General features: G+C 69.1%; 23 protein-coding genes. 5 read left to right on the forward strand and 18 right to left on the reverse strand.

Translation table 11 applies throughout. From position 1 onward, the window contains the following. Positions 1-112: 112 nt before the first annotated feature. Complete coding sequence (locus Q0379_RS12635) at positions 113-1,606, reverse strand: inorganic triphosphatase (RefSeq protein WP_299009122.1); 1,494 nt, start codon at positions 1,604-1,606, stop codon at positions 113-115. A gap of 120 nt (positions 1,607-1,726) precedes the next feature. On the opposite strand from Q0379_RS12635, the gene bioB reads away from it, so the two are divergent. Further along, positions 1,727-2,734, forward strand: coding sequence for a biotin synthase BioB (gene bioB / locus Q0379_RS12640; protein WP_299009125.1), 1,008 nt, complete (start codon positions 1,727-1,729; stop codon positions 2,732-2,734). A 9-nt stretch (positions 2,735-2,743) separates the two neighbouring features. On the opposite strand, the gene Q0379_RS12645 is transcribed toward bioB, so the two are convergent. The 3 genes from Q0379_RS12645 to murC all read right to left on the reverse strand — a co-directional run bounded on the left by Q0379_RS12645 (position 2,744) and on the right by murC (position 5,664). After that, positions 2,744-3,040, reverse strand: coding sequence for a hypothetical protein (locus Q0379_RS12645; RefSeq protein WP_299009128.1), 297 nt, complete (start codon positions 3,038-3,040; stop codon positions 2,744-2,746). 148 nt (positions 3,041-3,188) lie between these two features. Then, entirely contained in the window at positions 3,189-4,094 is a 906-nt protein-coding gene (gene murB, locus Q0379_RS12650) for a UDP-N-acetylmuramate dehydrogenase (RefSeq protein ID WP_299009130.1), read from the reverse strand. A gap of 151 nt (positions 4,095-4,245) precedes the next feature. Then, positions 4,246-5,664: a UDP-N-acetylmuramate--L-alanine ligase gene (murC, locus tag Q0379_RS12655; RefSeq protein ID WP_299009133.1), complete on the reverse strand. Its 1,419-nt coding sequence runs from the start codon at positions 5,662-5,664 to the stop codon at positions 4,246-4,248. On the opposite strand from murC, the gene Q0379_RS12660 reads away from it, so the two are divergent. Beyond that, positions 5,663-6,187 (forward strand): hypothetical protein, encoded by a 525-nt coding sequence (locus Q0379_RS12660; protein WP_299009136.1) that lies wholly within the window; start codon positions 5,663-5,665, stop codon positions 6,185-6,187. The two genes, murC and Q0379_RS12660, sit on opposite strands and share 2 nt — an antisense overlap. Positions 6,188-6,292: 105 nt before the next feature. Here Q0379_RS12660 and Q0379_RS12665 read toward each other — a convergent pair whose 3' ends face one another. The 4 genes from Q0379_RS12665 to Q0379_RS12680 form a co-directional block, all read right to left on the reverse strand. Next, the gene (locus Q0379_RS12665) at positions 6,293-6,604 is read right to left on the reverse strand and encodes a hypothetical protein (protein ID WP_099538549.1); all 312 of its coding nucleotides are present in this window, start codon (positions 6,602-6,604) and stop codon (positions 6,293-6,295) included. Between the two features lie 158 nt (positions 6,605-6,762). Continuing rightward, positions 6,763-7,848 (reverse strand): undecaprenyldiphospho-muramoylpentapeptide beta-N-acetylglucosaminyltransferase, encoded by a 1,086-nt coding sequence (murG, locus tag Q0379_RS12670; protein ID WP_299009141.1) that lies wholly within the window; start codon positions 7,846-7,848, stop codon positions 6,763-6,765. A gap of 1 nt (position 7,849) precedes the next feature. Next, positions 7,850-9,022 (reverse strand): putative lipid II flippase FtsW, encoded by a 1,173-nt coding sequence (gene ftsW, locus Q0379_RS12675; protein ID WP_299009144.1) that lies wholly within the window; start codon positions 9,020-9,022, stop codon positions 7,850-7,852. A 100-nt stretch (positions 9,023-9,122) separates the two neighbouring features. Then, the gene (locus tag Q0379_RS12680) at positions 9,123-9,398 is read right to left on the reverse strand and encodes a hypothetical protein (RefSeq protein ID WP_299009147.1); all 276 of its coding nucleotides are present in this window, start codon (positions 9,396-9,398) and stop codon (positions 9,123-9,125) included. A 227-nt stretch (positions 9,399-9,625) separates the two neighbouring features. Between Q0379_RS12680 and Q0379_RS12685 the strand changes: the two genes are divergently transcribed. The 3 genes from Q0379_RS12685 to Q0379_RS12695 all read left to right on the forward strand — a co-directional run bounded on the left by Q0379_RS12685 (position 9,626) and on the right by Q0379_RS12695 (position 11,221). Beyond that, positions 9,626-9,985 (forward strand): DUF6481 family protein, encoded by a 360-nt coding sequence (locus Q0379_RS12685; RefSeq protein WP_299009150.1) that lies wholly within the window; start codon positions 9,626-9,628, stop codon positions 9,983-9,985. Between the two features lie 3 nt (positions 9,986-9,988). After that, the gene (locus Q0379_RS12690) at positions 9,989-10,120 is read left to right on the forward strand and encodes a hypothetical protein (protein WP_299009153.1); all 132 of its coding nucleotides are present in this window, start codon (positions 9,989-9,991) and stop codon (positions 10,118-10,120) included. An 84-nt stretch (positions 10,121-10,204) separates the two neighbouring features. After that, on the forward strand, positions 10,205-11,221 hold the full coding sequence (locus Q0379_RS12695; protein WP_299009156.1) for an HWE histidine kinase domain-containing protein: 1,017 nt from the start codon (positions 10,205-10,207) through the stop codon (positions 11,219-11,221). A 44-nt stretch (positions 11,222-11,265) separates the two neighbouring features. Here Q0379_RS12695 and Q0379_RS12700 read toward each other — a convergent pair whose 3' ends face one another. From Q0379_RS12700 to Q0379_RS12745, 10 genes are all read right to left on the reverse strand, one after another. Continuing rightward, positions 11,266-12,417 (reverse strand): surface-adhesin E family protein, encoded by a 1,152-nt coding sequence (locus Q0379_RS12700; RefSeq protein WP_299009161.1) that lies wholly within the window; start codon positions 12,415-12,417, stop codon positions 11,266-11,268. Positions 12,418-12,567: 150 nt separating this feature from the next. Next, positions 12,568-14,421 (reverse strand): chloride channel protein, encoded by a 1,854-nt coding sequence (locus tag Q0379_RS12705; protein ID WP_299009164.1) that lies wholly within the window; start codon positions 14,419-14,421, stop codon positions 12,568-12,570. Between the two features lie 6 nt (positions 14,422-14,427). Next, entirely contained in the window at positions 14,428-15,840 is a 1,413-nt protein-coding gene (murD, locus tag Q0379_RS12710) for a UDP-N-acetylmuramoyl-L-alanine--D-glutamate ligase (protein WP_299009168.1), read from the reverse strand. 13 nt (positions 15,841-15,853) lie between these two features. Continuing rightward, complete coding sequence (mraY, locus tag Q0379_RS12715; RefSeq protein WP_299009171.1) at positions 15,854-16,966, reverse strand: phospho-N-acetylmuramoyl-pentapeptide-transferase; 1,113 nt, start codon at positions 16,964-16,966, stop codon at positions 15,854-15,856. Continuing rightward, a complete protein-coding gene (murF, locus tag Q0379_RS12720; RefSeq protein WP_299009174.1) occupies positions 16,966-18,426 on the reverse strand; it encodes a UDP-N-acetylmuramoyl-tripeptide--D-alanyl-D-alanine ligase in 1,461 nt (486 codons plus the stop codon). The genes mraY and murF overlap by 1 nt, the downstream gene beginning before the upstream one ends. After that, entirely contained in the window at positions 18,419-19,879 is a 1,461-nt protein-coding gene (locus Q0379_RS12725; RefSeq protein ID WP_299009179.1) for a UDP-N-acetylmuramoyl-L-alanyl-D-glutamate--2,6-diaminopimelate ligase, read from the reverse strand. Before Q0379_RS12725 ends, murF begins: the two co-directional genes overlap by 8 nt. Further along, positions 19,876-21,648: a penicillin-binding protein 2 gene (locus Q0379_RS12730; protein WP_299009181.1), complete on the reverse strand. Its 1,773-nt coding sequence runs from the start codon at positions 21,646-21,648 to the stop codon at positions 19,876-19,878. Before Q0379_RS12730 ends, Q0379_RS12725 begins: the two co-directional genes overlap by 4 nt. After that, complete coding sequence (locus Q0379_RS12735) at positions 21,645-22,082, reverse strand: cell division protein (RefSeq protein ID WP_299009183.1); 438 nt, start codon at positions 22,080-22,082, stop codon at positions 21,645-21,647. Before Q0379_RS12735 ends, Q0379_RS12730 begins: the two co-directional genes overlap by 4 nt. Next, positions 22,079-23,014 (reverse strand): 16S rRNA (cytosine(1402)-N(4))-methyltransferase RsmH, encoded by a 936-nt coding sequence (gene rsmH, locus Q0379_RS12740; RefSeq protein WP_299009185.1) that lies wholly within the window; start codon positions 23,012-23,014, stop codon positions 22,079-22,081. Before rsmH ends, Q0379_RS12735 begins: the two co-directional genes overlap by 4 nt. Beyond that, positions 23,011-23,478, reverse strand: a complete 468-nt coding sequence (locus Q0379_RS12745; RefSeq protein ID WP_299009187.1) for a division/cell wall cluster transcriptional repressor MraZ — start codon at positions 23,476-23,478, stop codon at positions 23,011-23,013. The genes rsmH and Q0379_RS12745 overlap by 4 nt, the downstream gene beginning before the upstream one ends. Positions 23,479-23,618 lie beyond the last annotated feature (140 nt).

Raw genomic sequence — 23,618 nt, forward strand, 5'->3', positions numbered from 1 at the left:
CGTCAGGCTCATAACCTGAAGGTCACAGGTTCAAATCCTGTCCCCGCACCCAAGGGTCTAGATCGACAAGAAGCCGCCTTCGGGCGGCTTTTTTCGTTTCCGGATCTCCGGCTCACCAGAACGTCTTGGCGTCGACGAGGTCCTTCAGGGCTTCGCGAGCGGCGGCGATCAGGTCGTCTTCCTCATCGCCCAGCACCACCCGTTGCGCCGCGCTGGCGAGGTCGGCGTCGCCGTGGGCCGCGAGATCGACGAGGCCCTCGCGGACCGAGCGATCGTTCAGCGCGCCCAGCGTATCCTGCGCGGCCTTGGCGGCCTTCACGAAGCGGTCGGCGCGCTCGGCATGGTCCGGAAACAGCGGCGCGAGGTCCTCGGCGGCGTAGCGCAAAGTCTTGCCCTTCAGGCGCAGTCGGTGGCGGGCGTGGGCGTCGAGGTCGTCGAAGCGCTTTGCGCGTTTCTTCACCGCCTTGCGGCGATGCTTGAGCACCTCGGCGGCGTAGGTCTTGGCGGAGCCGTCGCGGACCTCGGCCAGGGCCGGATCCGTCGTCCAGTCGCCGGCCTCGAGCCAGGCGGCCGCTTCCAGCAGCACGGCGCGGGCGCGCGGGCTTTCCAGCGCCGCCTCCATCCGCAGATAGGCGTTGGCGTGGACCGCCTTCAGGCCGCGCTCGAAGGCGTCCTTGCCGGTGAATTCCGCGCCCGGCGCGGCGTCGCGCCAGACCTCGCCGACGAAGACGTCGAGGTCGCGGGCGTTGTCGAACTCGCCGGCCAGCCACGAGAGCGCCTCGTCCAGCCGGTGGGCCGCCTCATCGCGGGCCAGGGGCTTGAAGATCTTCAGCAGGGCCCGCAGCCGCCGCGTGGCGACCCGGGCCTGGTGCACGGCTTCCGCCTCGGGGCGCTCGCGCAGCGCCTCCAGGGCGGCGCAGAGGTGGCCGAGATCGGCGCGGCCCAAGGCCTGCAGCGCCTCGCTGACGGTCGCCTTGCCGCTCAAGCCCGCCGCATGCCGGCGCGGGGGCAGGCCGTCCTCGCCGGCGGCGAGGCCGTAGCCGCGCTCGGCCTTGCTGACCAGCGACAGGCGCAGCGGCACGCGGTCGGCCAGGGTGCGGGCCAGGTCGAAGAGCGCCCGCGGCGGTCCGGCCTTCAATTCCAGCTCCAGCTCGCAGACCGGCGCGCGCCGATCGGCGGCGCTGAGCTCGCCCCGATCCAGAGCGGTCTCGATGATCGCGTCGCCGACCTGGATCAGCCGCACCACGCGCTCGACATGGGTCGTGAAGACCGGCGCCAGCGGTCGGTCCTCCAGCATCGCGGCGGCGGGCGTCAGGGCCAGGGCGTCGCGGTCGGGCTCCGGGCCCTCGACCACCGTCTCCCATTCGCCGCGCGAGAAGACCCCGCCCGCCGAGGCCGACTTCAGGGTCTGCTTGCGGCCGCCTTCGCCGTCGCGCACCCGCAGGCCGTAGCCGGCGCGGCGCAGGGCGTGGTCGGGGGTGTCGAAATAGGTGGCGTCCAGCTGGCGCACCGCGCCCTCGCCCGCCTGCACGGCCTTCAGCTCGGCCAAGGCCAGGCCAGCGGCCTCGGGCGGCAGCAGGAACTTCAGCTCGATCTCGCGATCCATGACCTGATCCACTCCCGCGCGCGGGCGCCGACGACGCCGAGCCCCGTAGCGCTATGGTGACGAACACGCGCCTTGGCAAGGCCTTGCAAACACCATGGCGCCGGTCCAAACGTGCGCGCCATGAGCAAGATCAACGCGCCCCGTCACGACTGGACCCTGGCCGAGGTCGAGGCCCTCTTCGACCTGCCCTTCATGGACCTGGTCCACCAAGCCGCCAACGTCCACCGCGCCTGGTTCGATCCCTCCGAAATCCAGCTCTCGCAGCTGCTGTCGGTCAAGACCGGCGGCTGCGCCGAAAACTGCGGCTATTGCAGCCAGTCCGCCCACTTCAAGACCGGCCTCAAGGCCGAGAAGCTGATGGAGGCCGACGACGTCGTCGCCAAGGCCCGCGCCGCCCGCGACGGCGGCGCCCAGCGCTTCTGCATGGGCGCGGCCTGGCGCGAGCTGAAGGACCGCGACCTGCCCAAGCTCGCCACCATGATCGCCGAGGTGAAGGCCCTGGGCATGGAGACCTGCGCCACCCTGGGCATGCTGACCGCCGACCAGGCCAAGGCCCTGAAGGCCGCCGGCCTCGACTACTACAACCACAACCTCGACACCGGCCCAGACTACTACAAGGACGTCGTCACCACCCGCACCTACCAGGAGCGGCTCGACACCCTGGCCCACGTCCGCGACGCCGGCATGAGCACCTGCTGCGGCGGCATCGTCGGCATGGGCGAGACGCGCCGCGACCGCGCGGGCCTGCTGCACCAGCTGGCCACCCTGCCGGCCCATCCCGACAGCCTGCCGATCAACGGCCTGGTGCCGGTCAGCGGCACGCCGCTGGGCGACAAGATCCTGGCCGACGGCTCAAGGCAGATCGACGCGATCGAGTTCGTCCGCACCATCGCCGTCGCCCGCCTGGTCTGCCCCAAGTCGATGGTCCGCCTGTCGGCCGGCCGCGAGGGCATGAGCCGCGAGCTGCAGGCCCTGTGCTTCATGGCCGGCGCCAACTCGATCTTCGTCGGCGGCAAGCTCTTGACCACCCCGCTGCCCGACATGGACGAGGACAGCCGCCTGTTCCAGGACCTGGACCTGAAGCCGATGGGCTCGGTCCGGGCCGAGTTCGTGGCCGCGGCGGAGTAGGGCGGAGCGCTAACGGTTCATCCGGCGCTCGCGCTGTCGCATCTCGCCGACCAGGCGGTCCAGCACCGGCGTGCGGCTGGGCGCCAGCATCTCGGCCCGCGCCTCGGCGAAGATCCGCCGGTTCTCGGCGCAGGTCGCTCGCATGCGCGCCAGCTCCTCGGGCGGCACGCGATCGGCCAGGGCCTCGGCTTCGCGCTCGGCCCGATCGGTGATCCGCTCCAGACGATCGAAGAAGTCGACCAGCCCGCGCTCATGGCTGTTCGCGTGGCGGGGGCGCTTGCGACGGGGCGGCTTGGACTTGGGCATGGGGTTCTCTTTCCTTGGGTTCCTCCCCCGTGACACGGGGGAGGTGTCGCGGAGCGACGGAGGGGGCGAGCTGGGCGGCGCCGAGAACGCCCCCTCCGGCCCTCTGGGCCACCTCCCCCGCATCGCGGGGGAGGAACTGAAAGCCGCCCTACCCCGGCCGTCCGATCCGCTTGATTTCCCAGTCCAGCTGGACGCCCGTCTTGGCTTTCACATCGGCGCGCACGGCCTCGCCGAGCCCCTCCAGATCCGCCGCCGTCGCCTCGCCGGTGTTGATCAGGAAGTTGCTGTGCAGCGGGCTGAACATCGCCCCGCCAAACGGCTTGCCGCGCCATCCGGCCTCGTCGACCAGCTTCCAGGACGAGCGCCCCGGCGGGTTCTTGAAGGTCGAGCCGCCGGTCTTCTCGCGGATCGGCTGGGTGGTCTCGCGACGGGCGGTGATCTCGGCCATGCGGGCCTTGATCGCCTCGGGCGCGTCGGCCGTTCCTTCGAAGGTCGCGTCCAGCACGATCACGGTGTCGCCGTCCTGTAGGGCGCTGTGGCGATAGGTGTAGTGGAGGTCTTCGACCGAGAGCTCGCGGACGACGCCGGCGCGGTCCATCACCCGGACCGACTTGACCACATTGACGGTCTCGGAGCCGTAGCAGCCGGCGTTCATGATCACCGCGCCGCCGATCGTGCCGGGAATGCCGGCGTAGAACTCCAGCCCCGCGATGCCGGCTTCCGCCGCCTTGCGGGCCAGGATGGCGTCGGGGACGGCGCTACCGGCCTTGATGCGGTTATCGCCGAGCGGCTCGACCCCGTTGAAGCCCTTGCCCAGGCGGATGATCACGCCGTCGACGCCGGCGTCGCGGACCAGCAGGTTCGACCCCACGCCGATCGCCATCACTGGTACGGACGGATCCAGGGCCTTCAGGAAGTCCGACAGGTCCTGCTCGTCGGCGGGCAGGAACACGACGTCGGCTGGACCGCCGACCCGGAACCAGGTGAACGGCGCCAGCGGCTCGTCGATCAGCAGCTTGCCGCGGACGGTCGGGAGATGATTTTTCCAAGTCATCGATAGATCTCCCCTTCTCCCCTTGCGGGAGAAGGTGTCAGCCGCGGGCTGACGGATGAGGGGTTTCTCGGCGTCGCCACGCGACCCCTCATCCGGCCGCTGCGCGGCCACCTTCTCCCGCAAGGGGAGAAGGGAGGGATCGAGGTCGACTTCACTTCGACAGCGCTTCCAACTGCCCCGGCAGGGCGTAGGCCCAGGTGGTGATGTCGCCGGCGCCCAGCAGCACGACGAGGTCGCCGCTGGTCGCCTCGGCGGCGATCAGGCGCGGCAGGGCCGTCGGGCTTTCCAGCGGGATGGCGCGGCGGTGGCCGAACTTCTTGAGGCCTTCCACCAGGGCGTCGCGATTGACCCCCTCGATCGGCTGTTCGCCGGCCGAATAGACGTCAGCGACGATCACGGTGTCGGCGTCGTTGAAGCAGCTGGAGAACTCGGTCATCAGGTCGCGCAGGCGCGTATAGCGGTGCGGCTGGACGACGGCGATCACCTTGCCGGTCGACACCGCGCGAGCGGCCTTCAGCACGGCGGCGATCTCGACCGGGTGGTGGCCGTAGTCGTCAACTACGCGGACGCCATTGGCGACGCCGGTCGTGGTGAAGCGGCGCTTGACCCCGCCAAAGCCGGCCAGGCCCTTGCGGATCGCCTCGGCGTCGACGCCCAGCTCGCGCGCCACGGCGACGGCGGCGGCGGCGTTCAGCACGTTGTGGTGGCCGGCCATCGGCATCTTCAGGCCGTCATAGCGGACGACCTCGCCGTCGCGCGGCGAAACCACGATGTCGAACTTGGCGCCGTCGGGGCCCATCTCGATGTTGGAGACCCGCACCTCGGCTTGCGGGTTCGTGCCGTAGGTGACCAGGCGACGGTTCTCGATCCGCGAGGTCAGGGCCTGCACTTCCGGATGGTCGATGCAGACGGCGGCGAAGCCGTAGAACGGGATGTTCTGGATGAAGTCCTGGAAGCCCTTCTTCACCGCGTCGAAGTCGCCCCAGTGGTCCAGGTGCTCGGCGTCGATGTTGGTGACGATCGCCACCGTCGACTTCAGGCGGAGGAACGAGCCGTCGCTCTCGTCGGCCTCGACGACGATCCAGTCGCCCTCGCCGACCTTGGCGTTGGTGCCATAGGCGTTGATGATGCCGCCGTTGACGACGGTTGGGTCCAGACCGCCGGCGTCGAGCAGGGTGGCGACCATCGAGGTGGTGGTGGTCTTGCCATGCGTGCCGCCCACGGCCACCGAGAACTGCAGGCGCATCAGCTCGGCCAGCATCTCGGCCCGGCGGACCAGCGGCAGCCGCTTGTCGCGGCCGGCGACCATCTCGGGGTTATCCGCCTTCACGGCCGTCGAATAGACGATGGCCGAAGCGCCCTCGACGTGGGCGGCGTCATGGCCGATGAAGATGCGCGCGCCCAGCTTTTCGAGCCGCTCGGTGTTGGCGCTGGCCTTGGCGTCGCTGCCCTGAACGGTGTAGCCGATGCGCAGCATGATCTCGGCGATGCCGGACATGCCAATGCCGCCGATGCCGATGAAGTGCACGGGGCCGAGTTCGAAGGGGACGGGACGTCGACGCTGGATCATGACGAGCCGATTAGACCAATTCCGCGCGGCGCGAAACGCCCTCTTAGCCTTCAGTTTGTGGACAGGGCCGGTGATGGCTCAAACCCCATCCGCGCCGCCCTCCCCTTCAGCGCCGCTTGAGCTTCGGCTGGCGGACGTGGGGCGCTTTGCGACCTTTGTCGACATGGGCGGCGTCCAGTGGACGGGCCGCGCAGCCAAGCTTCGCGTGCTGCAGGTCGCCGAAGGCGGCTTCAAGGCGGGGACGGAAGAGTTCTGGGGCGGTTGGCGTCACGAGGTCATCGACTGCCAGGCCCGCACGATCGCCCACGCGGGCTTTTCCAGCGTCCGGGCGGGGGGCCGCGAAGGCCCGCTGACCGGCGACCAGCGCCCGGCCCAGCCCTTGCCGGCGGGCAGCACGGACGAGGCCGTGGCCAAGGTCGTCTGCGACGGCTGGCGGCCGTTCGCCAAGGTCCCGGTCGCGACCAGCGTCGAGCGGGCGGTCGACCTTGGCCGGCCGCTGATCGAAACCGGCGCCGAGCCCTGAGCAGAATAGGCCCTGAACACGAAAAAGCCCCCGCCAGCGGTCCTGGCGGGGGCTCTTCTGTCTTGTGGTCCAGCCGACGCGTCGGCTTGCTGACCTAAGCGAGGCTTACGCGCCGCCCGGGAAGCGGAACGGAACCTTCACCGAACCGGTCTTGGCGCCCATCGGCAGCTTTTCAGCGATGCACATGGCGGCCTTGTCGAAGCCCTTGCCGGCGGCGCTGTTGTCGACGACCTTGCAGTCCGACAGCTTGCCGTCGGCGGCGTTGCATTCCAGCATCACCTGAGCCGCGTCGCGGGTGTTGGCGAACTGCTGCAGGCAGCGGCCCATTTGGTCTTCAAAGCCACCGGCGGCCGAAGCGGCCTGAGCCACGAAGAAGCTACCCGCGAGACCCGCGGCGATCGCGATCGAGAATTTCATAAGAGGCGCCCATCCCTTGTGTGCGGCAAACAAACTTGATGCGCGGTTTGTCGCAGAGAAGAGCTAATGAACGCCCAAGCATCGCGGTTAATCGTTTGCCAATATGGTGAACGGCGCGCGGGGCGTTAGGCTTACCCGCCGCGCGCGCTTGTCCGCCTCTAGCGGGCGGTCCGCTCCACCAGATCCGCCAGCGCCTCGGCCGCGTCCGGCTTGGCCACCGAGCGGGCGCCCGCCGCCATCCGACCCAGACGCTCCGGATCCTTGAGCAGGGCGTTCAGGGCGCCGGCCATGGCGTCGACCGTCAACTCGTCCTCAAGGCACACGGCGGCGCCGCCCGCCTCTTCCAGGAGCTTGGCGTTCAAGCGCTGGTGGTCGTCGGCGGCGATCTTCAGCGGCACCAGGATCGAAGGCCGGCCGGCGACCGCCAGCTCGGTGCAGGTCGAGGCGCCCGAACGGCCGATGACCAGGTGCGACTGGCGCAGATAGCCGGCCATGTCGCGGAAGAACGGCGCGACCTCGCAATCGACCATGGCGTTGCGATAGGTCTTGCGGGCCTGCTCCATGCTCTCAGGCCGAGCCTGCTGGAAGACCTTCAGACGCGAGCGCAGGTCCTCGGGCAGCTTGGCCACGGCCTCGGGGATCAGCTCCGACAGCAGGCGCGCGCCCTGGCTGCCGCCGGTGACCAGGATGCGCAGCTGCACCTCGGGCGGCATATACGGAACGTCGTACAGCGCGCGGACCGGGGGGCGGACCGGGTTGCCGACCACATGGGCGCGGGACTTCACGGCCGGCTTGGCCATCTCCAGGGTCGGGAAGGCGCAGGCGACCTCGTCGACCTTGGGCGCCAGGAAGCGGTTAACCCGGCCCAGGACCGCGTTCTGTTCATGAATAACGGTGCGCCGGCCCTGGCTCAGCGCGCCGAGCAGCGCGGGCAAGGCGGGATAGCCGCCGAACCCGACGACGACCGCCGGATCCAGGCGCTTGAAGGCCGCCCGGGCCTCCATCACGCCCTGCAGCACGACGACGCCGGCCTTGACCATGCCCAGCGGGTCATTGGCCTTGGCGGTGGCGGCCGAGAGCGCCAGGCGCTCCTGCGCCGGGAACTTGTCCGCATAGAGCGCGCCGCGCTCGTCGGTGGCCAGCACGATGCGCCAGCCGCGGGCGGCGAGCGCCTCGGCCAGGGCCTGGGCGGGGAAAAGGTGTCCGCCGGTCCCACCGGCGGCGACGACAGCCAGCTTGTTCATGTCAGGCGTAAGCGCCCTGCGGGGCGAGCTCGCCCGTCACGCCGTAAGCGCCGGGACGCTTCCGCACCAAGGCCAGGGCCATGCCCAGCGTCAAACCCATCGCGAGCATCGAAGAGCCCCCGTAACTGATGAACGGGAGCGTCATGCCCTTCGTCGGGATCATGTTCAAGTTCACCGCGATATTGATGATGGCCTGCTGACCCAAAAGCACGAAAAGTCCGGCCGCCGCGACCTGTTCGAAGGGGTCGTTCAGCTTCATGGCCTTATAGAGGCCGCGCACCACCACGAAGGCGAAAAGCGCGATCAGGGCCCAGGAAAACACCAGGCCATATTCCTCGGCGGCCACCGAATAGATGAAGTCGGTGTGCAGATCGGGCACGTGGCGCTTCATCACCCCCTCGCCCGGTCCCCGACCGAACAGGCCGCCGGCGCGGATCGCCTCGGCGGCGCGGGTGATCTGGTGGGTGTCGGCCTGGTCGGGGCTGAGGAACTTCTGCACGCGGGCGTGCACGTGGTCGAACAGGAAGTAGGTCGAGCACAGGCCCGCGATCGCGACGCCGCCCAGCCCCATGATCCAGGAGATCGGCACGCCGGCCATCCAGAACGCCGCGCCGAACGCCACGGTAATCAGCACGGTCTGGCCGACGTCCGGCTGCACCAACAGCAGGGCCACGGCGATGAAGTAGAGCAGGAAGGCGATCGAGACGCCCGGCACGCCCTCGCCCTTCTGCCCCTCGGCGAACATCCACGAGACCAGCACGATCAGGGCCGGCTTCATGAACTCGGAGGGTTGCAGGGTGAAGCCGCCGAACTGCAGCCAGCGGGTCGCGCCCTTGGCGTTGTGGCCGATGAACGGCAGGGCGATCATGATCGCGATCGCGCCGATATAGATAAAGAAGGCCGCGCGCCGGATTCCCTTGGGCGACAGCATCGACACCAGCAGCATCAGCACCGACGAGGCGCTGGCGAAGAAGCACATGCGGATCGCGAAGTGGAACTGGTCGTCGATGCCGATCCGCTGCGCCGCGGCCGGGCTGGACGCGAACGACAGCAGCATGCCCAGCGTCGCCAGGATCGCCGTCGCCCCCAGCAGCCAGCGGTCCGTCGTCCACCACCACAGGCCGAGCGCGGTGCGGTCGGTGCGGGCGAAGGCGTGTGTCGCGTTGGAGGCCATGGGGCGGAGAGTCGGATCGCAGGGTTAATCAAACCTTGCTTGACCAGAGTCATGCGGTGGAAAAGCGGCGGATAGGCGGGAGACTCCGCCCGCGCCGGCTTCAGCGCAACTCGAAATAAGCGGTATCGCCGCCCTCGGTGTGGGCGATCACCGACACGCGCAGCACGAGGCCGTCATCCAGGGTCAACCTGCACTCGCCCGCGCGGAAGGCGCGGCGCAGCAGGTCGGGATCGGCCACCACGCTACCCTTGCCGCCCCGCTTGGCGCTCTGGCCGTCGGCGAACAGGATCGAGAAGGATACCGCCCGCTCCTCGCCTGAGAGCCCCAACGCGCCGAGCCCCGTTCGAGGGGCCTTCAAGACCTTGACCATAGCCATGCAATTTCCTCGATACGAGGAGAGTATTTAGGGCGAAACGCCGCATAAGCAAAAATAAACCCCCAAAAAACATTGCCACCGTCGAGCCAGATACCCATAATCGACACGCAAAATATCTAGATTTATGAAATCGAACCGCGCCGATTTATCTATTTTCGCGGCCGATTTTTTTATCGCTCCATAGATATTCGATCGACGCCACCGCGTCGCTTTTCACGAAAGATTTCATGTACTCATCGCAAGACATCGGCCACGCCCAGCGCCAGAAAACCGCCGCCGACGCCAAGGCGGCGCTTCTGGCCAAGTTCAAGCCGCGCGAGGCCAGCGTCGATCCGCGCTTCGAGGAACGGGCGGCCCTAAGGACCGCCGCGCTGAACCAGGTTCGCCAGGACCGCGCCGCCGCCAAGGCCTCGCACCGTCAGGCCGTGGCCGACGCCGCCCAGGCTCTGGTCGACGCCGCCGACGCCCAGGCCGCCGACGCCCTCGCGGCCAAGCGTGGCGAGCGCAAGGAACGCAAGGCCCTCTCCGCCGCCGAAGCCAAGGCCAAGCGCGACGCCCGCTACGCCGCGCGCAAGGCGAGGAGCTGATCGATGGCCCGCAAGCCGAACTACGATTTCGAGCGCAAGGAACGCGAGCGCCAGAAGGCGGCCAAGGCCGCCGAGAAGGCCGCCGCCAAACAGGCTCGCGCCGACGACGGCGAGGCGCCGAGCGACAGCGCCTGACACGACACGCTACGACGCCCGCGCAAGGCTCCGCTTGAATTCCCACACGGGAAGGTAATCATGCTCTCATAGCGGGAGCGATTTGTGGCCGACGGCGGATCTGACGAGACAGTCCTCGAGGGCGCGGGCGCTTACTTTCTAAGCGTCATTGAGGCCAGCCAGGACTGCATCCGCGTGATCAGCGCCGATGGTCACGTGGAATACATGAACGCCCGCGGCAAGCAGCTGCTCGAGATCGAGGATTTCGAGGGGCGCAATCGCAATCGCTACTGGCCGGACATGTGGCCGCCCGAGAGCCGCCAGGCCGTCGAAGACGCCCTGTGCGCGGCGCTGGCGGGCCGGGCGGTCTCGTTCCAGGCCTTCAACCCCACCGCCAAGGGCGCGCCGCGCTGGTGGGACACCACGGTCTCGCCCATCGTCGTCGAGGGCAAGGTGGTGCGCGTGCTGGCCACCTCGCGCGACATCACCGGCGCGCGCCTGGCCGAAAGCCATCGCCAGCTGCTGGTCAACGAGCTGAACCACCGGGTCAAGAACACCCTCGCCACCATCCAGTCGATCACCAAGCAGTCCCTGCGCAACGCCGGCGTCGACACCGCCGTGCGCGACGCGCTGGAGGGCCGGCTGATGGCGATCGCCGCCACCCACAATGTGCTCACGGACCAGAACTGGTCGGCCGCCAGCCTGCGCCAGATCGTCGACGGCTCGGTGATCCCGTACCGTTCGAACCCTGACCAATTGACCGTGGCGGGCCCCGACTTGAAGGTCTCGCCCAAGACCGCCGTGGTCATGGCCCTGGCCTTCCACGAGCTGGCGATCAACGCGCTGAAGTACGGGGCGCTGTCGGCGGCGGGAGGCCACGTGGACGTCACCTGGACGATCGAGCCGGAAGACCGCCTGCACATCGAGTGGCGTGAAAGCGGCGGTCCGGCCGTCCGTCCGCCCGAGCGTCGAGGCTTCGGCTCGCGCATCGTCGAGGCGGCGCTGCCTGGGGAGCTGGCCGGCACGGTCCAGGTCGACTACCGGCCCGACGGCCTGCGCTGCGCGATCGACGCGCCCCTGTCAGCGCTGGACAAGGCGGACGCGTTCATGCCGCTGGGGTGAGCAAGCGAACAGGATATAAATCCGCTGAGAGTGGATTGCGGACGCTATCGTGCTTGCTGCGCATTGAGCTTGGCGTCCACGGCCGCGCAGTCCCCAGGATAAGGCGCGACCAACTTGGCTTCATCAAAGTCGAAGATGGAGCGCCAAACGACGCCCGGCTCGTTGACCGCATGACCCATGTCCAGTGGATCGGCGCGCGTAGGTCCGACTCCGGTCAGGATTTCCATGTCGTCGGTCGTCTGAAGATTGCCATCGCGGTCCGCCACGATGGCCTTGAGGGCCTTCTCGCCCTTGTAGGCCTGCGGCCGTGGGCGCGTAATCTCGTAGAACGGCCCCTTCTTCGGTAACGCCGGCTGCAGCGCGGCTCCAAGTTGCGGCGTCCCGTTAATGTAGATCTGCGCGAGCCTGCCGTCGCGACCGTAGTCAGCCGATACGTTCCAACGCCACACGTAGTAGCTGCAGAGGTTGATGTCGTAGATGTACTTCTCAACATCGGCCTCGCGGGGGTGAACGATAAGTGTCGCGCCGCCATCCTCCACGAAAACCGCCCGCACCTGGCCTCGTGTCGAGGCGGTCGTGAACGTACGCGCTACGATGGTTGCCATGTCGTCGTAACTGACCACCGCCTCGAACCGAAACGGCGTCGCCGCAGCCAAATCGGGGTGCGCCCTGGTCGGCTCCGTGACGCCGATTGCCGGGACCGCCGCGGGGCGCTCCGGCCGCTGACCGGTGGTGGGCGCTTCGCAGATGCGTTTGACCGTGCGTCCTCTGGTCGAAGCCATATCAACCGGCGTCCATTGCGCGCTTGGCGAACTACGCGCTTGAGAGCGGCCCGCCAGGTTGTTGTCTTCGAAGATCGTAATGTCGAGGATCCGCATCCTGAGGCTGGCGCAGTCCACGTTCCACGTCTGAAAATTGGAGCGCGCGGCAAGGTCTCCGAATTGGACCGGACGGTAGAACTCGTGGCGGATTTGCGCCGTGATGGTCCCGTGGGGCGCTTGGCCAACGCCGTCGGGACTGCCCAAAACGACCGCTGCGCCATCTGCCGCGATCACCGTCCAGCTGTCAGTCTTGAGATACGTCTTGATCCATGCAGTGACCCCCGCGTCGTCGATTGTCGCGGGTGGCGACGTCTGCGCGGCAACCGCTGCCCCAGTCAAAACCGAGGCGAATGCGCCTATGGCGAGAAACTTCATCGAGTAGCCCCCTGGCCTATCCGCCGCTACAGATTGAGCAGAACCTCCGCGATGGATCGGCCCCAGCCGCTCCAGATGAATCGGGGCCCAGGCGTTCGCCGGCTAGGTCAGTCTATTTGAGATGTCCAGCAGGACCCAAGTCCGCCTCTCCTACCCCGTATCCCCCGTCAGCTCACGCCGCGCCTTCTCCAGCTCTTCCGCATACCGCCGCGTGACGTGGGCTTCGGTGATCAGGCCGATCACCTCGCCGCCTTCGTCGACCACCGCGAGCTCATCCGCGCCGGTCTCGTCGAAGGCGGTCATGATCGCCTTGATCGACAGCTCGGGCGTCAGGGCGATGTCGGCGTTGGCGGCCAGCGAGGCCAGGGGCGCCTCGCTCTCGGGCGGCTGGGCGTAGACGGCGGCCGTCGCGACAATGCCGGCGTAGCGGCCGGTCTCGCCGGTCAGAACGGCGCGCTTGGTTGAGCCCAGCGGGAAGCGGCGGCGGAACTCGGCCAGGGTGGTGGCGGCGGGGATCGTCTTGACGTCGCGGCGCATCATCCTGCCGGCGGTCAGGCTTCTCATCCACGACACGTCGTGGGCGCTGCGGATCGTCTCGCCGCGCAGGTGCAGACGCCAGGTCGAGAACGAATAGCCGAAGGTCTCGCGGACCACGGCGCTGGCGATCAGCGAGGCGGCCAGGGTCGCGGCGGTGATGGTGAAGTCGCCCGTGGCCTCCAGCACCAGGAACGACATGGTGAAGGGCCCGCCGACAATGGCGACGCCCAGCGCGCCCATGCCGACCAGCGAGGCGGCGATCGGGTCGAGCCGCCCCTCCCCGCCCACGAGGTTCACGAGGTCCGAGAACGACTGGCCCATCAGCGCGCCCAGGAACAGGGCCGCGAAGAACAGACCGCCCCGGAAGCCGGAACTCAGCGAGATGATCGAGGCCACCGACTTCATCAGGATCAGGATCAGCAGCATCTTCAGCGGCAGGTCGCCGTTGAGATCCAGGTGCAGCGCGCCATGGCCGCCGGACAGGGTCTGGGGCGTGACCATCGCCATGGCCGCCAGCGCCAGGCCGCCGATCGCCGGCCGCGCCCAGCGCGGCGGCGCGGCCTTGGCGACCCAGCGGTCGGCCACCGCCACCGCGCGCATCAGGGCCACGCCGAACAGGGCCGCGACCAAGCCCAGCAGGCCGTAGAGCAGGTAGTCGGTCCAGGACGAGATGGCGACGACCGAGGTCTTGATCAGATAGGGCGTCGAGCCCAGCGCCTTGGCGACCAGCACGCCGGCCAGAGCGGCCGCCGCGACGGGGGCGATGTTGGCGACGGTGTAGGCGCCGATGACGATCTCGAACGCGTAGAAGGCGCCCGTCAGCGGCGCGCCGAACGCCGCCGCGATCGCCGCCCCGGCCCCGGCGCCGACCAGGATGCGCAGGTCGCCCCGGCGCAGGCTCAGTTTCTGCCCCACCCAGGAGGCCGCCGCCCCGCCGGCCTGGGCGTAGGCGGCCTCCAGGCCCACCGAGGCGCCGCAGCCGTTGGAGATCAGGGTCTGGCCGCAGATGAAGGCGCTGTCGCGGACGGACAGCCGCCCGCCGTGCAGGGCGTTGGCCTCTACGGGGTCGACGGCGGGACTGGGCCGGAAGCGCAGGACGAGGGCGGTAAACAGACCCAGCAGCAGTCCGCCCAGCGGGATGGCCAGGAGCCGCCAGGGCTCGATCATGGCCTGGGCCGACAGGCGTTCGTTCGGATCGAAGGCGAACAGCCAGACCTGGGTGGCGTGGGCGACCTTCTCCAGCAGCACCGCCAGGGCGCCGGCGGTCATGCCCACGACGGTGGCGACGGCGATCAGCCAGAGTTCCGACGAGCGCGTGCGGCGGCGCAGCCAGGCCAGCCAGGGCAAGGCCTGGCGTCGGGCGTCGCGGAAGGACGCGCGCTCGGTCAGGGCGGTGCGCAGCACCTGCCGCCAATGACGGGTCTCTGCGGCGGGGTCGGGCTGGGTCGTCTCCGCCGGCTCGGTCATGGGCGTCTAGGCCACGGCGGCCTTGCCGCCGGCCACCAGGCCGTTGACGGCGGCCCGGAACGCCTCGCCCCGCGCCTCGAAATCACTGAACTGGTCGAACGAGGCGCAGGCCGGCGACAGCAGGACGATCGCCTCTTCGTCGCTGGCGGCGGCGTCGGCATAGGCCTGCTGGACGGCGCGCTCCAGGGTCCCGCTCATCGCGACCTCGGCCTTGCCAGCCAGGGTCCACGAGAACGGCTCGGCCGCCTCGCCGATCAGATAGGCCTTGGCGATGCGCGGGAAGAGATCCTTCAGGTCGTCGATGCCGCCGGCCTTCGCGACGCCCCCGGCGATCCAGTAGAACTTCGGATAGCTGGACATCGCCTGGCGGGCGGCGTCGGCGTTGGTGGCCTTGCTGTCGTTGACGAAGCGGACCTTGCCGATCTTGCCGACGGTCTCCATCCGGTGCGCCAGGCCCGGGAAGGTCATCAGGCCGTCAACCGCCTCCTGCATCGGAATGCCGATCGCCCGCGCGGCGGCGTAGGCGGCGGCGGCGTTCTGCCAGTTGTGGCGGCCCGGCAGGCTGCGGGCGCGCAAGAGATCGGCGACCTCGATCACGCGCTCGCCGGTGGCGTCATAGAGCACCCCCTGCAGGGCGTAGACGCCCCGGCCCATCGCCTTGCCGGCGCTGATCGGCCAGATGGTGCGGCGGTTGGCGGCGGTGATCTCGGTGCAGATCTGCTGGCACCAGGGATCGTCGACCCCGATGATCGCCGTGTCGCCCTTGCCCTGGTTCAGGAAGATCCGGCGCTTGGCGGCGATGTAGCCGTCCATGCCGCCGTGGCGGTCCAGGTGGTCGGGCGAGATGTTCAGCAGCACCACGGCGTCCGGGTGCAGGCTGGAGGTCAGGTCCAGCTGGTAGGACGACAGCTCCAGCACATAGACCGCGCCGCCGTGCATGTCCTCAAGGCCCAGGACGCCCTGGCCGATGTTGCCGCCGATCCGCGTGTCGCGGCCGGCCGAGGCGCACAGGTGGCCGATCAGGGCGGTGGTCGTCGACTTGCCGTTGGTGCCGGTGATGGCGATGATCTTGGGGCGCTTGTGGACCGGAGCAGCGGCGACCGTGCGCGCGAAGAGCTCGATGTCGCCCAGAATCTCGACGCCGGCGGCCTTGGCCTTCTGCACGGTCCAGTGCGGCTTGGGATGGGTCAGCGGCACGCCCGGCGACAGCATCAGCGCGTCGAACTGGCGCCAGTCGGCGGCTTCGAGATCGACGACCGGGAAGCCTTCGGCCGCCGCGGCCTCGCGACTGGCGATCTTCTCGTCCCACAGGGCGACCTTCGCCCCGCCCGCGATCAAGGCGCGCGCCGCCGTAAGCCCGGTGCGGCCCAGGCCGAACACCGCGACGGTCTTGCCTTCGAAACCACGGACCGGGATCATCGACGCGCCTCCCCTACCGCAGCTTCAGGGTGGCGAGGCCGACGAAGGCCAGGATCATCGACACAATCCAGAAGCGGATCACGACGGTGGACTCCGGCCAGCCCAGCTTCTCGAAATGGTGGTGGATCGGCGCCATCAGGAAGACCCGCTTGCCGGTCTTCTTGAAGTAGGCGACCTGGATCATCACGCTCAGCGCCTCGGCGACGAACAGGCCGCCGACGATGCCCAGGACCAGTTCGTGCTTGGCGCAGACGGCGATCGCGCCCAGCGCGCCGCCCAGGGCCAGCGAGCCGGTGTCGCCCATGAAGATCTTGGCCGGCGGGGCGTTGTACCAGAGGAAGCCCATGCCCCCGCCGATGATGGCGCCGCACAGCACCGCCAGCTCGCCGACGCCCGGCGCGAAGTGCAGGTTCAGATAGTCGGCGAACTTGTAGTTGCCAACGAGGTAGGCGATCAGGCCGAAGGTCGAGGCGGCGAACATCACCGGCACGATGGCCAGGCCGTCCAGGCCGTCGGTCAGGTTCACGGCGTTGGAGAAGCCGGCGATCGTGATCGCGGCGAAGACCACGTAGAACCAGCCCAGATTGATCACCAGCGCCTTGAAGATCGGGAAGATCAGGCTGGTTTCCATGCCGGGCGTCATCGGCGACTTCGGCGCGAACAGGATCAGGATCACGGTGGCCGCGATCGCCACGATGAACTGGGCGATCAGCTTCTGCACGCTGGAGAGGCCGGCCGTGGTCTGCTTGGTGACCTTGGCGTAGTCGTCCATGAAGCCCAGCACGCCGTAGCTGCCGGTGACCAGCAGCACGACCCAGACGTGGACGTTGCGCAGGTCGGCCCACAGCAGGGCGCCGGCGAACAGGCCGGCCAGGATCATGAAGCCGCCCATGGTGGGCGTGCCGGCCTTTTCGGTGACGTGGCGGGCGATGCCGTCGGTGCGGATCGGCTGACCCTTGCCCTGCTTGGTCTTCATCCAGCGGATGAAGCGCGAGCCCATGGCCACCGCGACGATATAGGCCGTCAGCATGGCCATCCCGGACCGGAAGGTCAGGTACTTCAACAGGTTGAGCATCGGCACATGCTCTTGCGAGCGCGCCAGCCATTCATAGAGGAAGTACAGCATCAGACCCGTTCTCCGAGATCGAGCGCCGCCAGGGCCTGGGCCAAAAGCCCCGCCTTGGAGCCGTTCGACCCCTTCACCATCACCACGTCGCCAGGCCGGATCGCCCCCGCCAGCTCAGCCGTTAACTTTTCGGTAACCACCGCGTAGCCGCCTCGCCGAGTCGGCGGAAGCTGCTCCCACAGCGATTTCATGTGGACGCCCGCGAGAAAAACCATGTCAACGTTTGCAGCCGCGATCGGCGCCGCAAGCTCCGCGTGAAAGCGCGCGGAGTCCTCGCCCAATTCGAGCATGTCGGTCAGGACGACGATCCGGCGCCCGGCGACCTTGCGCGCGCCCAGCGTCTTCAGCGCCGCCTGCATGGAGACGGGGTTGGCGTTGTAGCTCTCGTCGACCAGGGTGAACGTCCCGCCGCCGATCCGGACGGTCTTTTCGGCCCCGCGCCCCTCGATCGGCGCGAAGGCGGCCAGGGCCGCCAGAGCCGTCTGGCGCGGCACGTCCAACGCTTCGAGCATCAGCAGCACGCACAGGCTGTTGGGACCCCAGTGGACTCCGGTCTGGAGCAAGGAGAACTCGACGGGCTCGCCCTTGATCACGGCTTTAACCACCGACTTCCCCGGCGAATGCCGGGGCCCAGATCCATCCTGAGCGCTCGCCGCCTTGTCATCTGGATCCCGGCCTTCGCCGGGAAGGTCGGAGGAAAAAGAGACCAACTGGGCCGTGCAGTCGGGGGAAGACCCGAAGCTCCAGACGGTGGCGCCGACCTTCTCGGCCTCGCCCTTCAGGAACTCGAACCAGCGGTTGTCGGCGTTCAGCACCGCGATCCCGCCAGGCTGGAGGCCCGCGAAGATCTCGGCCTTGGCGCGGGCGACGCCCGCCTCGCCGTCCGGGAAGTTCTCGATGTGCACCGGGCCGACCGTGGTGATCGCCACCGCGTGCGGCTGAACGAAGCCCGACAGCGGGACGATCTCGTCGGCGTGGTTCATGCCGATCTCGAACACCGCCCGCTGGGTGTCGCGCGGCATCCGCGCCAGGGTCAGCGGCACGCCAATGTGGTTGTTGTAGCTCTTGACCGAGGCGTGGGCCTTGCCGGCCAGGCGCAGGCCCGCCTCGACCGCGCGGGTGACGCTGGTCTTGCCGACCGAGCCGGTCACCGCGCCGCGCTTGCACTGGGGCGCACGATCGCGGGCGGCGACGCCCAGGGCCTCCAGCGCCTTGAAGGTGTCGGCGACCATGACGGCCGGGGCGTCGACCGGCTTGGCGGCCAAGACGCCAGCCGCGCCGTTGACCACGGCTTGCGGCACGAAGTCGTGACCGTCGCGCGCGCCGACCAGCGGCACGAAAAGGTCGCCCTTCTCCACGCTGCGCGTGTCGATCGAGACGCCGGTCGCGATGAAGTCGCCGGCGACCTGGCCGCCGACCGCCTGGGCGATCTCGTCAGCGGTCCAGAGGGCGTCAGACATGCTCGCCCTCCAGAGCCGCGAGGGTCTCGGCGACGTCGTCGAACGGATGCACGACGCCGGCGACGATCTGGCCTTGTTCGTGCCCCTTGCCGGCCACGACCAGCACGTCGCCTTCGGCCAGCAGGTCGACGGCGGCGCGGATGGCGGCGCGGCGGTCGCCGATCTCGCGCGCGCCCGGGGCGGCTTCGAGAATGGCGGCGCGGATCGAGGCCGGGTCCTCCGAGCGCGGATTGTCGTCGGTGACGATGGCGATGTCCGCGAGCTTGGCGCCGATCGCGCCCATCAGCGGGCGCTTGCCCCGGTCGCGGTCGCCGCCCGCGCCGAACACGGCGATCAGCTTGCCGCGCGTGTGCGGACGCAGGGCTTCGAGCACGGTCTGCAGGCCGTCCGGCGTATGGGCGTAATCGACATAGGCCTCGCCGCCCTTGGGGCCGCGCCCGACGCGCTGCAGACGCCCAGCGGCGCCTTCCAGGCTCTCCAGCGCCTTGAGGACCTTGCCGACGTCCTCGCCGGCGGCGACGCACAGGCCGGCGGCGACCAGCACGTTCGAGGCTTGGAAGGCGCCGGCCAGCGGCAGGCGGATCTCGTAGGTCACGCCATCGGCTTCGACCACCAGGTCCTGGCCGGCCGGTGTCGGGGTGCGCGAGACCAGGCGCAGGCCCTGGCCGTCCTCGCCGACCGAGAACACGCTTTGCCCCGAGGTCACGGCTGTCGAGGCGAAGGTCGGGAAGGCCTCGCTGTCGGCGTTCAGCACGGCCATCGCGCCGGCGGGGGTCAGCGTGTCGAACAGGCGCAGCTTGGCGGCGCGGTAGGCCTCCATGGAGCCGTGATAGTCGAGGTGGTCCTGGGTGAAGTTGGTGAAGCCGGCGGCGCGCAGCTTCACGCCGTCCACGCGGCGCTGGTCGACGCCGTGCGAGCTGGCCTCCAGCGCCAGGTGGGTGACGCCCATGTCGGCGAGACGCGCGATCATCTCGGCGACGTCGCCGGCATCCGGCGTGGTCAGGCCAGGCGGCGTCAGCTGCTGGTCGGGTTGGCCCGCCTCGCTGACCACCACGCCCAGCGTGCCCATGCTGGCGGCCTTGTGGCCCAGCTTGGCGAAGATCTGGCGGCAGAAGCCGGCGACCGAGGTCTTGCCGTTGGTGCCGGTGACGGCCACGCACATGTCAGGCTGCTTGCCCCAGAACGCCGCCGAGGCCAGGGCGTAGGCGCGGCGGGCGTCCTCCGAGCGCACCACCGGCACGCCGAGACCTTCCAGCCCGCCCTCGGGCGCGAGAACGGCGGCCGCGCCTTGCGAGACCGCGCCCGGCGCGAAGTCGCGGCCGTCGACCTTGGTGCCCGGCAGGGCCGCGAACAGCCAGCCGGCGGTGACCTTGCGGCTGTCGGCCGTGACGCCGGCGATCACCGGGTCATTGGCGAAGGGACGGTTGAACAGTTCGGACAGACGCTTGGTCATAGGCCCGCCTCCGGAGCGGCGTTCTTTGTAGGAGCGGCGATGGTCACCAGGTCCTGCTTTCTCTGCACGCCGAGGAACGGCGCGATGCGTTCGATGACCTTGCCGGCCGCCGGCGCCCCGACCCAGCCGCCGGTCGAGAAGCCGTACGAGGCGGCCGTGCCATGCGGCTCGTCCATCAGGATCAGGACGAAGTAGCGGTCGGCCTCCAGCGGGCCGTCGGTCGGGAACGTCGCCGCGAATGACGAGACCTGGCGCTGGTGGTTGTAGCCGCGGATCGAAGGGTCGTACTTCTCGCCCGTGCCGGTCTTGCCGCCGACCGACAGGCCCGGCACGTCGGCCTTGCCGCCGCTGCCGCCCTCGCCCGGGATGACGTTGGCGCGCATGATCTTCAGCATCTCGGCCGAGGTGGCTTCCGACAGCACCCGCGCGCCTTCCGGACGCACGCCGTCGGGCATCTTCTTGATGGTCAGCGGCAGCATCTTTCCGCCGTTCAGCAGCGCGCCCATGGCTTGAGCGAGGGCGAGCGGGCTGACGTTCATGCCGTGGCCGAACGAGGTGGAGGCCACCGCGTCCATGTCCCACTTGCGCGGCGTCAGCGGGCGAGCGGATTCCATCAGCTCGACCTTGGCCGGCTTGGTCAGGCCCAGCGCCGTGAAGTAGCGCGACAGCCGCTCGCCGCCGATCTTCTCGGCCAGCATGGCCGTGCCGATGTTCGACGAGTGCTTGAACACCTCGACCAGGGTCAGGATGGCCTTGGCCGCGTGGTAGTCATGGATCGTGCGGTAGCCCAGCTTGAACGGCTCGCGCGCGTCGAAGGTCGAGGCGGGAGTCGCCACGCCGGTGTCCAGGCCGATCGCGACCGTGAACGCCTTGAAGGTCGAGCCCATCTCGTAGACCGAGGCCGCGGCGCGGTTCAGGCGCTGCTCATTGGTCGCCTCGCCCGCCTTGTTCGGGTCGAAGTCGGGCAGGCTGGCCAGGCCCAGGATCTCGCCGGTGTGGACGTTGGTGACCAGGCCGACCGCGCCCTTCGGCGTGAACTCGGCGGCGGCCTTGCGCAACTCGTCCTCGAGCGCGGCCTGCACGCGCACGTCGATCGACAGCTGGACCGGACCACCGCCGTCGCCGCCGACGGCCATGCGGATCGGATCGTCCAGCGCGCGCTCGGCGCCGGCTAGGCCCTTGCCGCCGCTGTCGACGAAGCCGATCAGGTGGGCGGCCGTCGGGCCCAGCGGATACATCCGCCGCTCCTGCTCCTCGAACGAGACGCCCGGCAGGCCGAGGTTGAAGATGGCGTCCTTCTCGTCGGGCGTCAGGCCGCCGACGACGAAGGTGCGATGGTCGCCGAACACGATCTTGTCCAGCCGCTTGGACGGCACCTGCGGCAGGGCGCGCCCGAGGGCCCGGCGGGTCTCCTTGGCGTCCCAGACCTCGCGCGGATCGACATAGAGGGCGTAGTGGGCCAGGTCGACGGCCAGCAGCTTGCCGTTGCGGTCGACCAGGTCGCCGCGCGCGCCCTCGGCGCCCTGGGCGTAGCCGTTGCCGCGACCGGCGTTCGAGAACAGCGCCGCCCACCCCGCGCCCAGGCCCACGCCGACAAAGCACAGGCCGAAGAACACCATCACCAGGAAGATGCGGATGCGCGTGTCGTCCTGCGGCTTGGCCGCCGCGCGCGAGCGCTCGAAGGCGTGCTCCAGCCGCCAGACGCGCTCGACCAGCCAGCGCCAGGCCGGAGAATGGAACCCGCCGGGGCCAAGGTTCGAGAGGCTCATCGCGGGCCTCCCGCGGGAGGCGGCGGCGGAACGTCTTCCGGCACGGCTTCGGGCGCGTCGGCGGCCAAGGCGTCGGTGGCTTCGGGGACCGCCGTAACCGGCGCGCGCGGCAATTCGCGACGGCGCGCGACGTCGATCAAGGCGTCTTCGGTGATCTCGTGGTCGGCCGCGATCGGTTGCAGCTGCATCATCTGCGCCAGTTGCTCGATACGGCGCGGCTGCTCCAGGTGGGCGACCTCGGCCTCCAGCAGGCGCTTTCGCACGGCCTCTTCGTCGATCTCCTGCTGGATGCGGGCGATCTCCTGGCGCTCGCGACCGGCGAAGGTCTTGGCCAGATAGACGCCGGTGACCAGGGTCAGCAGGATGCCGAGCCCCACGACCTCGACGACCCGGAAGCCCCGCACCCGCTTATTGAAGAGCTCCATGAAGCTCATGCGGCGGTCTCCCAGACGGGAGCGGCCGTGCGCACGGCCGCGCGCAGCTTGGACGAGCGCGCGCGCGGATTGACGGCCAGTTCGACCTCGCCCGGCGCGATCGCCTTGTTCGAGATCAGCTGGAAGCTGGGCGCCGCGCCGGCCTGGACCGGCGGCGCGTGGCGCGAGCCGCCGGGCGTCTTCCCCGCCCGCTCGGCCAGGAACGCCTTGACGATCCGGTCCTCCAGCGAGTGGAAGGTCACGACCACCAGGCGGCCGCCCGGCTTGAGCACCTTCTCGGCGGCGACGAGACCGGCCTCCAGCTCGCCCAGCTCGTCATTGACCGCGATCCGCAGGCCCTGGAACGAGCGGGTGGCCGGATGAACCTTTGCGCCCTTGCGGCCACCGACGGCGCGCTCGATCACCTCGGCCAGGTCCAGCGTGCGCTCGAACGGCTTCTCCTCGCGGCGGCGGATGATGAAGCTGGCGATACGGCGCGAGGCGTGCTCCTCGCCGTAGACGTAGAGGATCTTCGCCAGCTCGGCGTGGTCCAGGGTGTTGACTAGATCGGCGGCGGTCGGACCGGTGTCGCCCATCCGCATGTCCAGCGGACCGTCGCGCATGAACGAGAAGCCGCGCTCGGCCTGATCGAGCTGCATCGACGAGACGCCGAGGTCCAGCATCACGCCGTCGACCGACTCCGGACCCAGCTCGTCCAGCATTTCCGAGAAGCGGGCCTGGACCAGGCGGAAGCGGTCGGCGGGCAGGCCTTCGGTGAATTGGCGGACGGTCGGGTCGCGGTCGAAGCCGACGACGCTGGCCCCGGTGGCCAGCACCGCGCGGGTGTAGCCGCCCGCGCCGAAGGTGCCGTCCACGACGACGTCACCGGGACCGGCGCCCAGCGCCTCAACCACTTCGTCAAGCAGGACCGAGATGTGCGGTGCGGCGCTCACGACACGACGCCCAGTCGAGCGGCGCGCTGCTGGGCGCGCAGGGCGGCCAGACCTTCGCGCGCCAGGTCGCGCTGCGCCGCGCGATGGGCCTGGAAGGCCTCGCGGGACCAAATCTGGAAACGCTCACCCATACCGACGACAGCAACCCAATCCGTGAGGCCGCACATTTCGCACAAATGGTCGGGCAAGGTAATGCGACCGGCTGTATCAAACGACAGCTTGGCCATGCCGCCCAGCACGCTGATCTCCAGCGCCGAGCGCGTGGGATCGCCGAACGGCAGTTCCTCGATCACGCCCATGTAGCGGTCGAACAGGGCCTTGCCGCCCGCCTCCAGGCAGTCGGCCTCGATGGAGGGAAAGCAGAAGATCCCATCGAACATCCCGGACACGGCCGCGCGGAATTCCTGCGGCACAACGATGCGCCGCTTGCTGTCGAGCTGTTTCTCGAAGGTCGAGAGAAACAAGACCGTTGAACCCCGCCAGATCCGCGTCGGTCGGCGACCCGCCACATCGCCCCGACGCAATTGGGTTAACATGGGATGAATTGGGACACAATGACACCGAATGCCATTTCATCGAGATTTCAAAGGTGTCCGACCACCGC

This window comes from uncultured Caulobacter sp. (assembly GCF_937900395.1).
Taxonomy (GTDB): Bacteria; Pseudomonadota; Alphaproteobacteria; order Caulobacterales; family Caulobacteraceae; genus Caulobacter.

What these genes read in the sequence shown, in the direction of transcription:
- Q0379_RS12635 (WP_299009122.1), bottom strand. Translation starts at nt 1,606, where the DNA reads ATGGATCGCGAGATCGAGCTGAAGTTCCTGCTGCCGCCCGAGGCCGCT.
- bioB (WP_299009125.1), top strand. Translation starts at nt 1,727, where the DNA reads ATGAGCAAGATCAACGCGCCCCGTCACGACTGGACCCTGGCCGAGGTC.
- Q0379_RS12645 (WP_299009128.1), bottom strand. Translation starts at nt 3,040, where the DNA reads ATGCCCAAGTCCAAGCCGCCCCGTCGCAAGCGCCCCCGCCACGCGAAC.
- murB (WP_299009130.1), bottom strand. Translation starts at nt 4,094, where the DNA reads ATGACTTGGAAAAATCATCTCCCGACCGTCCGCGGCAAGCTGCTGATC.
- Q0379_RS12660 (WP_299009136.1), top strand. Translation starts at nt 5,663, where the DNA reads ATGACGAGCCGATTAGACCAATTCCGCGCGGCGCGAAACGCCCTCTTA.
- murC (WP_299009133.1), bottom strand. Translation starts at nt 5,664, where the DNA reads ATGATCCAGCGTCGACGTCCCGTCCCCTTCGAACTCGGCCCCGTGCAC.
- Q0379_RS12665 (WP_099538549.1), bottom strand. Translation starts at nt 6,604, where the DNA reads ATGAAATTCTCGATCGCGATCGCCGCGGGTCTCGCGGGTAGCTTCTTC.
- murG (WP_299009141.1), bottom strand. Translation starts at nt 7,848, where the DNA reads ATGAACAAGCTGGCTGTCGTCGCCGCCGGTGGGACCGGCGGACACCTT.
- ftsW (WP_299009144.1), bottom strand. Translation starts at nt 9,022, where the DNA reads ATGGCCTCCAACGCGACACACGCCTTCGCCCGCACCGACCGCACCGCG.
- Q0379_RS12680 (WP_299009147.1), bottom strand. Translation starts at nt 9,398, where the DNA reads ATGGCTATGGTCAAGGTCTTGAAGGCCCCTCGAACGGGGCTCGGCGCG.
- Q0379_RS12685 (WP_299009150.1), top strand. Translation starts at nt 9,626, where the DNA reads ATGTACTCATCGCAAGACATCGGCCACGCCCAGCGCCAGAAAACCGCC.
- Q0379_RS12690 (WP_299009153.1), top strand. Translation starts at nt 9,989, where the DNA reads ATGGCCCGCAAGCCGAACTACGATTTCGAGCGCAAGGAACGCGAGCGC.
- Q0379_RS12700 (WP_299009161.1), bottom strand. Translation starts at nt 12,417, where the DNA reads ATGAAGTTTCTCGCCATAGGCGCATTCGCCTCGGTTTTGACTGGGGCA.
- Q0379_RS12705 (WP_299009164.1), bottom strand. Translation starts at nt 14,421, where the DNA reads ATGACCGAGCCGGCGGAGACGACCCAGCCCGACCCCGCCGCAGAGACC.
- murD (WP_299009168.1), bottom strand. Translation starts at nt 15,840, where the DNA reads ATGATCCCGGTCCGTGGTTTCGAAGGCAAGACCGTCGCGGTGTTCGGC.
- mraY (WP_299009171.1), bottom strand. Translation starts at nt 16,966, where the DNA reads ATGCTGTACTTCCTCTATGAATGGCTGGCGCGCTCGCAAGAGCATGTG.
- murF (WP_299009174.1), bottom strand. Translation starts at nt 18,426, where the DNA reads ATGTCTGACGCCCTCTGGACCGCTGACGAGATCGCCCAGGCGGTCGGC.
- Q0379_RS12725 (WP_299009179.1), bottom strand. Translation starts at nt 19,879, where the DNA reads ATGACCAAGCGTCTGTCCGAACTGTTCAACCGTCCCTTCGCCAATGAC.
- Q0379_RS12730 (WP_299009181.1), bottom strand. Translation starts at nt 21,648, where the DNA reads ATGAGCCTCTCGAACCTTGGCCCCGGCGGGTTCCATTCTCCGGCCTGG.
- Q0379_RS12735 (WP_299009183.1), bottom strand. Translation starts at nt 22,082, where the DNA reads ATGAGCTTCATGGAGCTCTTCAATAAGCGGGTGCGGGGCTTCCGGGTC.